Source organism: Ferrovum myxofaciens (assembly GCF_000735045.1).
GTDB classification, from domain to species: domain Bacteria; phylum Pseudomonadota; class Gammaproteobacteria; order Burkholderiales; family Ferrovaceae; genus Ferrovum; species Ferrovum myxofaciens.
The window spans coordinates 1-15410 of record NZ_JPOQ01000002.1; the positions used below are offsets into that span (position 1 = coordinate 1).

General features: G+C 54.9%; 16 protein-coding genes. 7 read left to right on the forward strand and 9 right to left on the reverse strand.

Annotated elements, in window-relative coordinates:
- Nucleotides 1-185: 185 nt before the first annotated feature.
- Nucleotides 186-341, reverse strand: a complete 156-nt coding sequence (locus tag IV91_RS18295; protein ID WP_156472722.1) for a hypothetical protein — start codon at nucleotides 339-341, stop codon at nucleotides 186-188.
- Nucleotides 342-365: 24 nt separating this feature from the next.
- On the opposite strand from IV91_RS18295, the gene IV91_RS17020 reads away from it, so the two are divergent.
- Nucleotides 366-797, forward strand: coding sequence for an HNH endonuclease (locus IV91_RS17020; RefSeq protein ID WP_082783457.1), 432 nt, complete (start codon nucleotides 366-368; stop codon nucleotides 795-797).
- Here the strand turns inward: IV91_RS17020 and IV91_RS15525 are convergent.
- The 7 genes from IV91_RS15525 to IV91_RS0100345 form a co-directional block, all read right to left on the reverse strand.
- Nucleotides 763-1092 carry a type II toxin-antitoxin system YafQ family toxin gene (locus tag IV91_RS15525; RefSeq protein ID WP_035416887.1) on the reverse strand — a complete coding sequence of 110 codons (330 nt, stop codon included), beginning with the start codon at nucleotides 1090-1092 and terminating at the stop codon, nucleotides 763-765. The genes IV91_RS17020 and IV91_RS15525 overlap by 35 nt on opposite strands.
- Nucleotides 1064-1342 (reverse strand): type II toxin-antitoxin system RelB/DinJ family antitoxin, encoded by a 279-nt coding sequence (locus IV91_RS0100315; protein ID WP_031595111.1) that lies wholly within the window; start codon nucleotides 1340-1342, stop codon nucleotides 1064-1066. Before IV91_RS0100315 ends, IV91_RS15525 begins: the two co-directional genes overlap by 29 nt.
- Before the next feature lie 692 nt (nucleotides 1343-2034).
- Entirely contained in the window at nucleotides 2035-2661 is a 627-nt protein-coding gene (locus IV91_RS0100325; protein WP_051861744.1) for a histidine phosphatase family protein, read from the reverse strand.
- A gap of 47 nt (nucleotides 2662-2708) precedes the next feature.
- Nucleotides 2709-3599, reverse strand: a complete 891-nt coding sequence (locus tag IV91_RS0100330; protein ID WP_031595114.1) for a TIGR01777 family oxidoreductase — start codon at nucleotides 3597-3599, stop codon at nucleotides 2709-2711.
- A gap of 34 nt (nucleotides 3600-3633) precedes the next feature.
- Entirely contained in the window at nucleotides 3634-4293 is a 660-nt protein-coding gene (locus IV91_RS0100335; RefSeq protein ID WP_051861749.1) for a tetratricopeptide repeat protein, read from the reverse strand.
- A 10-nt stretch (nucleotides 4294-4303) separates the two neighbouring features.
- Nucleotides 4304-4702 (reverse strand): lactoylglutathione lyase, encoded by a 399-nt coding sequence (gene gloA / locus IV91_RS0100340; protein WP_031595117.1) that lies wholly within the window; start codon nucleotides 4700-4702, stop codon nucleotides 4304-4306.
- 68 nt (nucleotides 4703-4770) lie between these two features.
- A complete protein-coding gene (locus IV91_RS0100345) occupies nucleotides 4771-5634 on the reverse strand; it encodes a pirin family protein (RefSeq protein WP_031595118.1) in 864 nt (287 codons plus the stop codon).
- A gap of 1009 nt (nucleotides 5635-6643) precedes the next feature.
- Here IV91_RS0100345 and IV91_RS0100355 point away from each other — a divergent pair.
- The 4 genes from IV91_RS0100355 to IV91_RS15530 are packed head-to-tail and all read left to right on the forward strand — an operon-like array spanning nucleotide 6644 to nucleotide 12673.
- Nucleotides 6644-7894 carry a TolC family protein gene (locus IV91_RS0100355; protein ID WP_035416889.1) on the forward strand — a complete coding sequence of 417 codons (1251 nt, stop codon included), beginning with the start codon at nucleotides 6644-6646 and terminating at the stop codon, nucleotides 7892-7894.
- Entirely contained in the window at nucleotides 7891-9117 is a 1227-nt protein-coding gene (locus IV91_RS0100360; protein WP_031595121.1) for an efflux RND transporter periplasmic adaptor subunit, read from the forward strand. Before IV91_RS0100355 ends, IV91_RS0100360 begins: the two co-directional genes overlap by 4 nt.
- Nucleotides 9114-12302, forward strand: a complete 3189-nt coding sequence (locus IV91_RS0100365) for an efflux RND transporter permease subunit (protein WP_084189804.1) — start codon at nucleotides 9114-9116, stop codon at nucleotides 12300-12302. Before IV91_RS0100360 ends, IV91_RS0100365 begins: the two co-directional genes overlap by 4 nt.
- The gene (locus IV91_RS15530; protein WP_051861755.1) at nucleotides 12299-12673 is read left to right on the forward strand and encodes a copper-binding protein; all 375 of its coding nucleotides are present in this window, start codon (nucleotides 12299-12301) and stop codon (nucleotides 12671-12673) included. Before IV91_RS0100365 ends, IV91_RS15530 begins: the two co-directional genes overlap by 4 nt.
- 208 nt (nucleotides 12674-12881) lie before the next feature.
- Here the strand turns inward: IV91_RS15530 and IV91_RS0100375 are convergent, their stop codons facing one another.
- On the reverse strand, nucleotides 12882-13148 hold the full coding sequence (locus tag IV91_RS0100375; protein ID WP_035416890.1) for a helix-turn-helix domain-containing protein: 267 nt from the start codon (nucleotides 13146-13148) through the stop codon (nucleotides 12882-12884).
- 224 nt (nucleotides 13149-13372) lie between these two features.
- Here IV91_RS0100375 and IV91_RS0100380 point away from each other — a divergent pair, with 224 nt between their 5' ends.
- Nucleotides 13373-14029, forward strand: a complete 657-nt coding sequence (locus tag IV91_RS0100380; protein ID WP_200874290.1) for a LexA family protein — start codon at nucleotides 13373-13375, stop codon at nucleotides 14027-14029.
- Nucleotides 14030-14037: 8 nt separating this feature from the next.
- Entirely contained in the window at nucleotides 14038-15318 is a 1281-nt protein-coding gene (locus IV91_RS0100385) for a Y-family DNA polymerase (protein ID WP_031595126.1), read from the forward strand.
- Nucleotides 15319-15410 lie beyond the last annotated feature (92 nt).

Here is a 15410-nt window from a genome sequence, read left to right on the forward strand (position 1 = left end):
AATACGTATGTCATAATCATGATCCTCGTGATAAAGTGCAAAAAACCCTTGCGGGAACGAGGAGGAATTATGTCAACTAATCAAATTGGGGGGGAACATTTCTCCGCGATAGCGGCTTCGTCCAACCCCGATTTAGGTTTGGATGTGATCAACCCTTGGGTTGATTGACCCCGTTTGGTGGTCTTTCACGGGATGTTTTGCCATCCCGCACGGAAATCGAACGCGGGTTCGGTTCCGTAATGCACCACCAATAATGAAACCTCAACCGTTCTCGGTTGGGGTTTTTTTATTACAACATTTACGCTCTGTTCCACATCAAAGCCAAGCACAATCAGCATCATTTTTTTCGTTCTTTCTGAACACTCATGGCACAGTGCGCTCCGACTCCTTGTCGTTACCCAAACTGCCGTAAATTGGTTGTGAAACCGGGCTATTGCGAGCAACACCTGCGACAGGTTCGTAAACAATGGGATGGCCATCGAGGCAACGCCTCGGCGCGCGGTTATGGCTCGCGGTGGCAAAGGGCTCGTGCAGTATTTTTGTCTTACCACCCGCTTTGTGCCGAGTGCAATCGTCAGGGTCGGGTCACACCGGCTACCGTGGTGGATCACATCCAGTCGCACCGGGGCAATCAGGAATCGTTTTGGGACGAGAGGAATGTCCAGCCGTTATGCAAGCACTGCCATGATGCCAAGACCGCGCGGGAGGATGGAGGATTTGGAAATAGGTCTGTTCAGAAGTCTGTGACGGGCGTTGGAACAGTCACTCAAAAAGATCTGCGTGTGTTCCTGCCCTGACAAATACAATCACACCATGTTTACTGTGGGTTGTGAGTTGATAGATCAGCAGGAAGTCACCTCCGATGTGGCACTCGCGGTAACCCTCCCAATCACCACCCAGAGGATGATCCAGCCATTCCGGATCAAGTGGTCCCGCATTGGAGATCAGGAGCATCATGGCCTCCTTGAACTGCTTCATGTCATAGCGCCCAGAATGAGACAATCGTTCCCAATCCTTCAGAAACGGTTTGGTGTAATCAGCGGCTCTGGGTAGAGCAGTTCGTTTACTTGCGGCGGTTTTTTTCGAGGTCATCAAACAATTCGGCGGCTGTATCAAAGCGTGCTTGGTGTGTTTGAGCGATCGCGCTGGCTTCGTTCATGGCAGCGCGTGTTTCGGCATTTGGTGCCCTGAGCGCAAATGGCAACTGCTTGTCAGCGACCACTCGGGCAAGAAAAACTCGTACCGCATCGGAAACGGAAAGTCCCATCGAAGCAAGAGTTTCCGTGGCCTGCGCTTTGATGTTTTCGTCCACACGAACATGGACCATGGTTGTAGTCGCCATGATTTCCTCCTGACAATTCAAATTGAGATACATTGTATCTTATTCGATCGCATGATCACAAACTTATCCCTTTGTAACTTGCCCACTGTCGCCCTCACTGGCATGTGGGGGGGATAATTCCTTCGGGCCACCCGGTGCCAGACCGCGCGCGTGCCCAAATTTTTGCGCGTGCAAAATAAGATAGGGGGTCCCCCCATAGGATCAGGAATTCATGGCTGGACGCAAACCACTACCCACCGCCGTCAAAAGGATCAAAGGGACGTTGCAGAAATGCAGGACGAACCTACGGGAGCCAACAAAGCCAGAGGGCGATTTGGTAGAGCCTCCGGACCATCCCGAGAATTGATTTTTTTTTGGAATACGTCGATTGCCATCGACATCTATCAATACAAATGCTTCGTCAGTGGAATCGGTGGGTAATTGTAGCCGGTTTTCAACCTGAATTTCCATCTTCAGACGACTTCATGAGGAACCCACTCACTCAGTTGTTCGAACAGATGGGCTAGATATGGGTTCACGCCGGATATTGTTGCAGCTGGCGCGCCCCGGTACTTACCCACAAAATCTGTGGACAAGTCTGCGGATAAGGATGACAACCCATGGGGGCAGGACGGATTTTTGGGCTTGATCAGTTTCCGGTCAGCTATCCTCTTTCATTTTCTTTCACAGATAGCCTCGGTTATATCTCCGGATTAAGGGGTGATGCTGAGGGCTGTTGCATTCCATAGTGCAATGATGGGTACACTTGGGTGATGAGGGTCAAAGGAAAGGATGCTGAGCGAGGCAGTGCTAAGCGACAGGTGTTGTGCGTTAATGATTGCTAGGCCGATCCAGCGAGCAGCTATGGCGCTACCTATTTGTCCATGGGTAAAGAGCGCGATATTTCCCTCCGACTGGCGTAGGCGCGCAATGAGTTTATCCGCTCGTGCCGAAATCTGTTCCGGACTCTCGCCCCGGGGACAGCCATCCTGGTAAACATTCCAGTCGGGGAGTTGTTGATGAATATCGGCGGAACGTTGCCCCTCGTAATCCCCATAGTCCCATTCGGCCAGTTCGGGGACGGTGAGCGGGTTTTCTCCCAATCCGGCGGCCATACAGGTCTGGCGTGCGCGTTTTAACGGACTGCAGAGCACCTGAGAAAACGAAATATTGGTCAGTAAACAAGCCAATTGGCGAGCCTCTGTTTCGCCGTGGGGCGTTAATGAAATATCGGTCTGTCCGGTGTGCTGCCCGGTGAGAGACCACTGGGTTTCTCCATGCCGGATCAGGAAAATGCGGGGTAAATTTGGCGTTTGGGAGTGATGGTTTATCGTAGACATGGGGTGGAGCCTCATCAAGAATGGGGTGGCAACCGGACTAATGTGAACTACCGCGGCAACAGGACGGGTAACGCGCTCTCCAGATCGGGATACTGAAACGCAAATCCCGCTTGCAACAACCGTTGGGGGAGAACCCGCGGTCCTTCGAGCAGCAAGGCGGCACGCCGACCAAACAGTGCCTTGACCAGCGTAACCGGGAGCTTGAGGGTTTGTCGGATATGTTGTGATCGTTGCAGTTGTTCCATGAATGCCATGATGGATACAGGATGTGGCGCCGTCAGATTATAGGGTCCCTGTGCAGCGCTATGATGGAGTAACCAGTCCACGGCGCTGACCCAGTCGCTGATATGAATCCAACTGAATCCCTGCGTGCCTGCACCCATCTGTATCCCCCAACCCGCGGGTAGGATCAGGCGTGGCAGGATGCCACCCGCTGGGCTCAAGACCAGGCCGGTGCGCAGATGACAGCATCGACCTGCAGGGACCATGCTGGCGGCATTCTCCCAGTCACGGCATAACTGTGCCGCAAAATCATGTCCCGCCGGAGTGGCCTCGTCCATTGTGATTATGGGAGAAAGGGCGCCATAAATGCCAATGGCAGAAGCGCTGAGCAATACCGACGGAGGACGGGTCCAGTGGCTGAGTGATTCCGCTAATTGCTGCGTAAAGGTGACTCGACTGCTGCGCAGGATGGCTTGACGGCTTTGGCTCCAGGGTCGATCTGCAATTGGAGCCCCGGCCAGATTGATGATGGCATCATAGGGTGGATCGGGTTGCTTGGGGCTCAATGTGGTCTGGGCACGAACCTGACCTTGCCATAGGGCATGGACACGTTGCGGGCGACGAGTGAGGAATGTCACTTGATGGCCTTGCTCCAGCCAGTACTCGGTCAGAGCGGTTCCCAGCAAGCCTGTTCCGCCAGTAATCAGAATATGCATGAGCAAGCCGGGTGGAAAAAGAGTGGGGGGCCAATCATTCCGGGGTTTCGCCACCATTGAGCAGTTGCACAACTTCATCGTGACGGAAGCGGTCGGCTGTCAGGCTTTGCGGGCGCGGAGGAAGGGCAGCGGCCTTTTTGAGATAGGGCAATGCGGCCTGATGGTCGCCTTGTTCCAGCAGAAATTTACCGTAAAAGTAATTGGCATCGATATTGTCCGGATCGAGGGTCAAGGCTTGGTTCAGGTATTGTTTGGCCTTGTCAGTATCACCGAAGGAGCCCAGTTTGGGGACCCTGAAATACAAGGCACCCAAGGTGATCAGAGCGGAACCATCCATGGCCTTGGGATCAAGTGAGATAGCCTGAAGCAAGAGATCCCGCGCCTGTCGTGCGCTGGATAGGGCGGAAAACGGGTTTTGATATTTGGCATGGGTGGCCGTGATGATTCCTTCCCAGATCAACGGTTCGGCATGTCCGGGATAGGCCATGACCAACTGATGGGCTTTTGGCTGAAGGGAAGCAAAGAAATCATCGCGTTGATCCGGGGGGAGTTGATAACTGCCATAGGTCCATTGATCGCTGAGATGCGTCAAGTCGTTTTGCAGGGGGCCACTGGCAGCAAGGGCAGGCAATGACAGCAATACCAGTAAATACGCCAACCATGACCAAGGTAAATAGGGCGAGATGTATCGCATGGGCAAGGGCTCAGTGAATTTCTGGGCGGTGGCGTTCAATGAATTCGATTTTGTAACCATCGGGATCTTCGACAAAGGCAATGATTGTGTTTCCATGTTTCATGGGCCCCGCTTCACGAGTGACTTTCCCTCCCTTTTCACGCACCGCCTGACAGGCGGCGGCCGCATTGGGAACTTCGACGGCGATATGTCCGTAGCCGTTTCCCAAGTCATACTGTTGAGTGTCCCAGTTGTGGGTTAGTTCCAGAACCGCTCCTTCCTGTTCGGGTTGATAGCCCATGAATACCAGCGTGAAGCGGCCTTCCGGGTAGTCGCGACGACGCCATTCCTGCATGCCCAGCACGTCTCGGTAGAAGGCGATGGAACGTTCAAGGTGACCGACGCGCAGCATGGTATGCAATATTCTCATGATGAAATTCCGGGATTTGAGTGAAAGAAGGGAGGATTAACTGCGTTGGGTTGCCCGCTGCCTCCAAGTCAGTGAGGAATTCGTCCAAATTTCCCGTTGTTGAAATCTTCCATGGCCTGGACGATCTCCGCCTGGGTGTTCATGACAAAAGGTCCGTGACCGACAATGGATTCATCGAGCGGTTGGCCGGACAGGAGCAGGACAATACTGTCCTCGACGATGGCGGCTTGCAGTCGGGTTCCGGCACGTTCCATGACTGCCATTTCTGCGGCCTGTATGGCTTGCGCGTCTATCTGCAACTGGCCGTGTAAAACAAACAGCGCGGTAGTGTGGTTGTCGGGCAGTTCGATGGACAGGGTATGCCCCGCTTTCAAGCGCAAATCCCAGACTTGCATGGGGGTGAAAGTATGCACCGCTCCGGTGACTGAGCCGTGGTTGCCGGCGATGATGCGTGCCGTCCCTGCTTGGTCTGACAGGTTGATGGAAGGGATTTGAGCGGCGGAGATATCCTGATAGCCCGGTGGGGACATTTTGTCGTGACGGGGCAAATTGACCCAGAGTTGAATCATTTCGAACGGACCGCCCTGTCTGGCATAGGCTTCGCTGTGAAATTCTTCGTGAAGAATTCCCGACGCAGCAGTCATCCACTGCACGTCGCCGGGACCAATGGTGCCACCGGCCCCGGTGGAATCGCGGTGCGTCACTCCCCCGGCATAGACCAGGGTTACCGTTTCAAACCCCCGATGAGGGTGTTGTCCCACTCCCAGTTTTTTCTGGGTCGGAGGAAAGTTAACAGGCCCCGCGTAATCCAGCATCAGAAACGGGGAGATGTCTTCCGCGATGTCGTGATAGGAAAAGATGTTCTGTACAGGGAATCCATCACCGACCCAGTGACGACCATTGCTGCGTTTGATATAAGCCAGTTTTTTCATGGGTACTCCAGTGTAAGGGGCGAGTGGAGGCCGTCGGATGATGGTGTGCGTGATCAACTCCAATCAGACCAAACCGTTTCAGTTTAGTTTATCCCAAATTGTTCATTAGAGATTTTTCGTCACTGCTGTCCGAAACAGGACAAATTTATTGGACGCCCCCTTGATTTGACGCGGGTTCTGGGCGGTTAAAAATCAGTTTTCAAAATCGTGCCTCCTTATGCTGTCCAAGATCAAACAAAAGCCAAATCGGTTTGTGGATTATCCTGAGGATCGGGTGATGTGGTAAACGGTTGATCGAGCCAGTCCATCAAGTGGCAATGAGTAAACAGGTTCATGCGCAACAATGCCACTAGGTTGGCAAGACTCCTGTCAGTGGCCAAGTAAACTGACCCATCTGTGGCCAATAAAAATGACCCACCCTTATGTAGGAGCATAGAGCCCTGTAGAGTTACCTCATGGCAAACAACATGGGGGACTTTTATGAAGGAGTGGATTGTGATTGAATTTCTGCTATATAATTCACCACCATGCGCAGAAAAAAAATTAGTCTACAAGTTTCACTATTCGCCATCATGCTGCTGGCTTGGAGCCAATTCATGGTTGCGGCGCATGCCTGTTCCCGGCTGTCGCCTGCGGCAGGCGATCTAGTTAAAATGTCTGCCACCCAGAGGGCCGACTGCAATGGAATGGGTGATTCATCCGGGACAGAAAACCCCCCCTCTCAGTGCTGTCTCGCCCATTGTGAACAATCTTCGCAATCACATCAAGCATCCGTTCCTGACCTTCCCTCGGTGAGTCTGGTGGCGCTTTTTGAAATCTCTTCAGTGGACTCCCGTGGCTCATTGTCCGCTCCCTTGCTTCACCCTCCTCTTCTTTTCTTGACGGAGGGCTCTCCGCCACTCCGCATCCAGTATCAGGTTTTTCGAATCTAGATCTTCCCTGCAGGTTCGGGTCGTGTCGCATCGGTTCGCGACACGAATTTCTGTTGCTTGTTGGAGACAAGATCATCATGTCCAAATCATGGATTACCCCTCGCTGGCCACTCGTGCCGGCAATTCTGCTGGCGACTTGGGCCCCGGTCTGCCATGCACTGACCTACCAGGAAGCCCTGGATATCGCGGAATCCCGCGCTTCGGAACTGAAGGCCCGCCAAAATACCGTTTCTGCTGCCCAGGCAGCACGCATCTCGGCAGGGGAATTGCCTGACCCGAAACTGGTGATGGGTGTGGATAACTTGCCAGTGCAGGGCTCCGAGGCCTGGAGCACCACCCGTGACTTCATGACCATGCAGCGCGTTGGAGTTATGCAGGAAGTCACCAATGGCGACAAGCGCGAGGCCGTGCGACAGTTGGCGGATACCAAGGTCGCCCGGGCTGACGCCGAATTGGAGATTGAACGGTTGTCTGTCAAGCGTCAAACCCGACTGGCTTGGCTCAAGGTCTATTTTTTACAGCAGCAGCAGGCTCTTCTGGACCAGATCGAAGCAGAAAATCATATGCTCAGCACCGCTGTTACGGCGCGGTTAGCCGCAGGGCAAGGCAAGGGGAGCGATAGTTTGCAGTCTCGTCAGGAATCCATCGCTCTGGAGGACCGGCGCGACGATCTGGAGCGGGACTTGAGCAAGGCACGCGCCGATTTGGCCCGCTGGGTGGGTGCAATTGCCACAGAACCCTTGACCGGCCCTCCCCCTGCATATACCCCCAATCCGGAACATTTACGACATAATCTGGATCGTCATCCCGATATAGCCATTTTCGGGATCCAGGAAGATTCGGGAAGGGCTGAAGTGAACTTGGCTAAAGCAGCCAAAAAATCCGACTGGGCGGTAGAACTGGATTATGAACATCGCGCCCCCCTCTTTGGCGACATGATTTCGGTTCAATTTACCTTCGACCTACCCATTTTTGCCAAGACCCGTCAGAACCCTCAAATCGCTGCTCGTGAGCAAGAACTCGAACGCGTCAGTGCCGAACGGGAAAGCATGGTGCGTGATCATATGGCCCAACTGGAAGCCTTGTTGGCAGAACAGACCGCATTGGTGCGCCAGATCGATCGAATTGATCAAGACTGGTTACCGCTGGGACAACAGAAAGTCGATTTGACTCTGGCAGAGTATCGTTCAGGGCAGGAACCGCTGACCTCGGTTCTTGATGCGCGCAAGTTTCTCATCGATACCCGCATGAAACGCATTGATCTGGCGGCACGGCGCGCTGCCATAGAAACAGAGTTGAGTTATCTGTCCGAGGAAATGCAACCATGAATCCAAAACGAACGATTTTGATGGGCGCTAGCGTTGTGGCTTTGATTGCCTTGGGAGCCGGCGCAGGTTACCGATTCGCCATGACCCGACCTGCAAAAACGCCCATTGCAGAGGCCTCTGGACACTCCGTTCTGTATTGGTACGATCCCATGAAGCCGGATCAACATTTTCACAAACCTGGTAAATCTCCCTTCATGGATATGGATCTGGTTCCCATGTATGGCGGGGAAAACATGATGGACAGTGGCGTACACATCGACTCCCGATTGACGCAGAACACGGGGGTAAGGCTGGCCACGGTAGAGAAAGGCCGACTTGCGCGCGGACTGGAAGTCGTCGGGATACTCGCCTTCAATGATCGTCTGGTGACGGTGGTACAAGCACGCACGGGAGGACTGGTGGAGCGGGTATACGCACGCGCCCCCAACGATGTGATCCTGGCCGGAGCCGCCCTTGCCGACCTGCGTGTACCAGAGTGGTATGGAGCCCAGATGGAATACCTGTCTCTGCGCCAGTCCGGGGACCCCGGATTGACGGGCGCGGCGCGCACGCGATTGCTGCAATTGGGCATGAGTGAATCTCTGGTGGCTCAAATAGAAAAATCCGGGTCACCACAAGCTGTGGTGACCATAACAGCACCGCAGGGCGGGGTACTGCTGGAACTCGACCTCCGTGCCGGCATGACCATCCTGCCCGGCCAGACCTTGGCACGCATCAACGGCTTGAACAGTGTGTGGCTGGATGCCGAAGTACCGGAAGCGCAAGCGGCAGGATTGGCCGTGAATCAACCGGTCTCGGCCACTTTCACAACCTGGCCGGGGCGCGTGTTTATAGGTCAGATCCGTGCCTTGCTGCCAGCTCTGGAACAGGGTACGCGTACCCTGCAAGTCCGGACGGAATGGTCTAACCTGGAGGGCAGGTTGCGCCCAGGCATGTATGCCCAGGTCCATCTCCAGAAAGCCTTGGGCCCCGACCGGTTGCTGATCCCTTCTGAAGCCATCATTGCCACAGGCCAACGGAGTGTGGTCATCGTGGCTGAGGAAGGGGGGCATTTTCGTCCGGCGGAAGTGACGGTGGGCCACGAAGATGGCGACAGAACGGAGATTTTTGCCGGACTGCAGCCTGGGGAACAAATCGTGGTCTCAGGCCAGTTCCTGATCGACTCCGAGGCCAGCCTCAAAGGGGTGTTGGCACGCATGGAAAAGTCGGGAAAACCAGAATGATCGCCCATTTCATCCGTTGGTCCGTGCGCAACCGTTTTCTGGTATTGCTAGCCACTTTGGCCCTGACCGCCTGGGGCGTGTGGTCGGTACGCACGACCGCAGTGGATGCGCTGCCAGACCTCTCCGATGTACAGGTCATCATCCGTACCTCGTGGCCGGGCCAAGCCCCCCAAATCGTCGAAGATCAGGTCACATATCCGCTGGCCACCACCATGCTCTCGGTACCTGGGGCCAAAACGGTGCGCGGTTATTCGTTTTTTGGAGATTCCTTCATCTATGTGCTGTTTGAGGATGGAACGAATCTTTATTGGGCACGCTCCCGGGTCCTGGAATACCTCAATCAGATCCAGGGAAAACTGCCCACCGGAGCGCGGACCGCACTTGGACCGGATGCCACGGGGGTGGGCTGGATTTTTGAATATGCGCTGGTGGATCGGACTGGCCGGCACGATCTTGCCGAATTGCGTAGTTTGCAGGACTGGTTTCTCAAGTATGAATTGAAAAGTGTTCCGAATGTGGCTGAAGTGGCTTCGGTGGGTGGCATGGTGCGCGAGTACCAGATCGTGCCTGACCCCGGGCGACTGGCGGCTTACCATATCACTTCCGACCAGTTGATCGAGGCCATCCGCAACGGCAATCAGGAGGCTGGCGGGGGCGTGGTGGAACAGGGCGAGGCAGAATACATGGTGCGCGCCACCGGCTATTTAAAAACTCTGGAGGATTTTCGCCACATTCCGGTGGCCCTGCCCAAGTCCGGCATCCCGGTGTATCTGGGCGATGTGGCACGAGTTCGGCTGGGTCCGGAGATGCGCCGAGGTATTGCCGAACTGGACGGTCAGGGTGAAGTGGTGGGGGGCGTGATCATCCTGCGTTCCGGCAAGAATGCGCGAGAAACCATCGCCGCCGTCAAAACCAAACTCGCTGCCCTCGCAAAAAGTTTGCCCCAAGGAGTAGAGGTCGTCACCACCTACGATCGCAGTCAACTCATCGATCGTGCCGTGGAAAATCTTGACCACAAACTGATTGAAGAATTTATCGTGGTAGCGGCAGTTTGCGGACTCTTTCTGTGGCACCTCAGATCTGCGTTGGTGGCTATCATCTCGCTCCCTCTGGGTGTACTCACCGCCTTCATTCTGATGCGTTATCAAGGAATCAACGCCAATATCATGTCTCTGGGCGGCATTGCCATTGCCGTGGGTGCCATGGTGGATGCGGCAGTGGTCATGATCGAAAATGCCCATAAAAAGATCGAAGCCTGGCATCGGCAGCACCCAGGGCATGCTCTGGAAGGGCCGGAACACTGGCAGGTGGTCACCGATGCCGCTGTAGAAGTGGGTCCCGCACTGTTTTTCAGTCTGATCATCATCACCCTCTCCTTTCTTCCCGTGTTCACTCTGGAGGCCCAGGAAGGTCGAATGTTTGCACCTCTGGCTTTTACCAAAAGTTATGCCATGGCAGGCGCAGCCGGGTTGGCCGTGACTCTGATCCCCATCCTGATGGGCTATTTGATCCGCGGTTACATTCCGAACGAAGAGAGCAACCCCCTCAATCGTTGGCTGATCACAGCCTATCGTCCCTTGTTGGATGCGGTGCTGCGCCGTCCCAGAACCACTTTGCTGATCGCGTTGGGGTTTCTGGCTACCACGCTGTGGCCGATTTCACAACTGGGAGGTGAATTCATGCCGCCACTGGATGAAGGTGACCTGCTTTACATGCCTTCCGCCTTGCCCGGATTATCGGCAGCCAAGGCCGCCGAACTGCTCCAGCAGACGGATCGCCTGATCAAGACCGTGCCGGAAGTGGCTCATGTGTTTGGCAAGGCAGGACGCGCTGAAACCGCCACCGACCCGGCGCCCATGGAAATGTTCGAAACCACGATCCAGTTCAAACCCCGTGACCAATGGCGTCCGGGATTGACCCCGGAATCGCTGGTGGCCGAGTTGGACCGGGTCGTTCAGGTGCCAGGGCTCTCCAATATCTGGGTCCCCCCCATTCGCAATCGCATCGACATGCTCGCCACAGGAATCAAAAGTCCCATCGGGGTAAAGATCTCCGGATCAGACCTGGCCTCCATCGACCAGATCGCACTGGAAGTCGAAAAGGTGGCCAAGTCCGTGCCTGGGGTTTCCTCGGCATTTGCCGAACGGCTTTCCGGTGGCCGTTATATCACGATCGATATCGATCGGGAGAGGGCTGCGCGTTATGGACTCAACATCCGTGACGTCCAGTCCGTGGTCACACACCTCATTGGCGGCGAAGTGGTGGGGGAAACCGTGGAAGGGACCGCCCGATATCCCATCAGCGTGCGCTATCCTCGTTCTGATCGAAATACTCTGGAAGCGTTACGCCAGTTGCCCTTTGTCACGGCTGGTGGACAATGGATCACGCTGGGGACCGTAGCCGATCTGCATTATGCCGAAGGCCCTCCCATGCTGAAAAGCGAGAACGCACGGCTGACCAGTTGGGTTTATATCGATGTGCGAGATCGCGACCTGGCTTCCGTGGTGAGAGACCTGCGCCGAGCCGTATCCCATGATGTTCGTCTGGTTCCAGGGGTGAGCGTCGCCTATTCGGGTCAGTTTGAGTTTATGGAGCGTGCCAATGCACGTTTAAAGGTGGTTGTGCCGGCTACTCTGATGATCATCTTCGTGCTGCTGTACCTCACATTTCGGCGTATCGATGAGGCCATCCTGATCATGGGCACCTTGCCCTTTGCTCTAACAGGCGGCTTCTGGCTGTTGTATCTCTTGCATTACAATCTTTCCATCGCCACCGCGGTGGGATTCATCGCGCTGGCCGGGGTATCCGCCGAGTTTGGCGTCATCATGCTGCTCTATCTTCGGCAAGCACTGGATGCACACTTGACGACCCATGTTCCCCTAACCCGTACGGTTCTCGAGGAGGCCATCCGTGCGGGTGCCGTGCTCCGGGTACGTCCCAAGGCCATGACCGTGGCGGTCATTCTGGCGGGACTCATGCCTATCCTGTGGGGGAGCGGAACGGGTTCCGAAATCATGAGCCGCATCGCGGCCCCTATGGCGGGGGGCATGCTCACCGCCCCATTGCTTTCCATGTTCATCATCCCGGCCGCTTACCAGTTGCTGCGTTCGCCACGCAGTCCAGGCAGACGATGGACTTTTTCAACCGCACGACCAACTCAACCAAAAGGAAATGACCCACCATGAAAACAATGCCTTCAACCACCCTTGCCCTGCTCACCTTGCTGTCCGTTACGCCTCTTTCTCATGCCGACGGCATGAATATGAATGGGATGAATATGAATAACATGCCAATGTCGGACTCGATGGCTGAACCGATGAGCAAAAAAGTTCATCATGCGATTGGAATCGTCCGGAAGGTGGATACGGCAAATAGCCGGATCACCATTTCCCATGAACCTATCCCCAGTATTCAGTGGCCAGCCATGACCATGACATTTGCTGTGCAGAACGAGAAACAACTCAATCAGATCATCGTAGGCGAGAAGATCAAGTTTGATCTGGTCCAGTCTGCGAAGGATCAGTACCAAGTGACCCGCATAACACCGATCCAATAACTTATTCAACCTCACCAGTGTCCGGGTTAGCGCCCCTCGCCTAAAGGCGAGGGATTTACGGATCCCCTATAGGGGACTTTAAAAAGCAACGATCGGTCCTGGGTCAATATTCAGTCGGCAGGGTGGGTCAGTTTTCGGTCGACGCCAACACTGCGTGGCAATTCCGAATATGAACGGCGTCCGCAAGCGCTCAATCAAGCGCGCGGGCTCAAGCCGTTGCGCGAGTTTTGCGACCAGAAGTTGTTTCCACCCCAAGGTGCTCAATGACCATCGGCGGCCGATTCGGGAACTGAGCCACGAGTTCAAGCTTGCCGCCCATACTTTCCACATAGTGCCGCAGAGTTGACAGCAACATGTCGCTGCGCTTTTCGAGACGCGAAATGGCGTCCTGCCCGATGCCTAGTACAGCAGCAAGCTGCTCCTGTGTTTGTTGTGATGCTTGGCGCAGGCGGCGTTCTTCAGAGTACTTTTCCATTTCACGTCCGTTTCCCGCCCCTTGGTCTTTGTCAAAAAATCACACTTTCAGGCGACATGTATCCTGACACCTAGGGAGGTGAACGTATTGGAAGACCCGCTATATCATCCAGCGGACAACCGCCTTGGATGAAAAGCGGTCGCCTGTAGTCATTTGCATTTTAGGTCCCACAGTACAAAATACCCGAGGGAGAACCTGTCCATGGTGATCACAACTGGAGGAGGTTGAAACATCACACTCCTCTTGCCAGCCATCTTGATTATCGTCACAATAGCGATATGAAAGAGAAATCGCCTACTTGGGGTGGCACCCGTTCCGGTTCTGGGCGCAAGCACGGAACCGGTCTCTACGGGGAACCCACCCAAACCATTCGTATCCCGGTTAGCACCCTGGGCGTAATCAAGGAATTTCTGTCGTCCCGTCAGGCCCAACACCGCCTGAGTCAGGTTCTTGCCTCCGTCGAGGTTTTTCATCCCGCCCCGGAACCTGCGCATCAAGCATTACCCTTGTATGCCCATAAGGTCCCGGCCGGGTTCCCCTCCCCCGCGGATGATTATATCGAGACCACCCTCGACCTCAACGAATACCTGGTTCCCCATAAGGCCACCTCATTTTTCGTGAAGGTCAAAGGCCATTCCATGACGGGAGCTGGAATTTTTGATGGCGATATGCTGGTGGTGGACCGTGGCCTGGAACCCGTGCCCGGCAAAATCATCGTTGCCGTCATCGATGGAGAGTTGACCGTCAAGCGTCTGGCATTCGAGGACGGGCGCCCCGTGCTGAAAGCCCAGAATCCCCACTTCAAGGATATTGTTCTCCGCGACAGCCAGGAGCTTTTATGCTGGGGAGTGGTCACCTCCACCATTCGCAGGTTCGACTGAGGAGAGTCATGGTGTCTTCCATCGCTCTGGTGGACTGCAATAACTTCTATGCCTCCTGTGAACGGGCGTTCAACCCAAAACTGGAAGGCAAACCCATTGTCGTTTTGAGCAACAACGATGGGTGCGTTGTGGCCCGGAGCAATGAAGTCAAAGCCTTGGGCCTTCCCATGGGAGTACCCTGGTTCCAGATCGAAAAGATGGCCAAACGCCATGGCATCCTCGCCTACTCCAGCAACTATGCCTTATACGGGAATATGTCAGCCCGAGTCATGCAGTTATTGAGCCAGTTCTCTCCCCAGCAGGAAATCTATTCCATCGATGAGTGTTTTTTAGGTCTGGCTGGTTTTGAACACTGGGATCTCATCGCCTATGGTCAAAAAATCCGCCGCCGGATCAAGCAAGGCACGGGCATTCCCGTGAGTATCGGCATTGCCACCACCAAAACCCTAGCCAAACTCGCCAACCATGTGGCCAAGAAACGGGAGGGCTATGGAGGGGTCTGCGATTTTGGTCGGTTCTCCCCTCGGGAACTTGACGATCTTCTGAAAAGCCTCCCAGTCTCCGAGGTATGGGGCGTGGGACGCAAACTCACCCCCCGTCTGGAGACCCTGAATATCAGAACGGTGCAGGAACTCAAGCATGCCGACCCACGCTGGATTCGCCAACAGTTCTCCATCACCTTGGAGCGCACGGTGGCCGAACTGAATGGCCTGCCCTGCATCGAACTGGAAGAAGAAAGTGCCAACAAGCAACAGATCATTTCCAGCCGATCCTTTGGCAGACCCGTGGAAACTCTGGAAAATCTGAGGGAGGCCGTAAGCAGCTATATGAGCCGAGCTGCCGAGAAACTGCGCGCCCAACACTCCGTGGCAGGGATTGTCGGAGTTCATATCCAGACCAACCCTTTCAACCCAGAGGCACCCCAGTACCATCCTTCTCAGGTGGTCCCCTTGGTCAAGTCCACGGATGACACGCGCTATTTGACTCAAGCGGCCCTGCATGGACTTCAGCACCTCTACCGGTCAGGATTCAAATACAAGAAGGCCGGGGTGGTCCTGATGGCACTGGAAGCTAAGGCCACCCTGCACCCCACCCTATTTGATGATCCCGCAGCAGAAGCCCGCTCATCCCGACTCATGAAAGTCATGGACACCATCAACCATCGCATGGGGCAGGACACACTAAAACTGGCCTCCTCGGGGATTGAGAACAGTTGGCGCATGCGGCGCGGTTTCAAATCCCCCAATTACACCACCCACTGGGCAGAGATTCCCCAAGTAACCGCGTGATCGCACCCATTCCCCTCAAGTGCTTTCTATTCTGGCGTTAAGTTAGATAAATGCAAACTATGGTGGACCCTGAAATCAAGACAGTAGTTTAT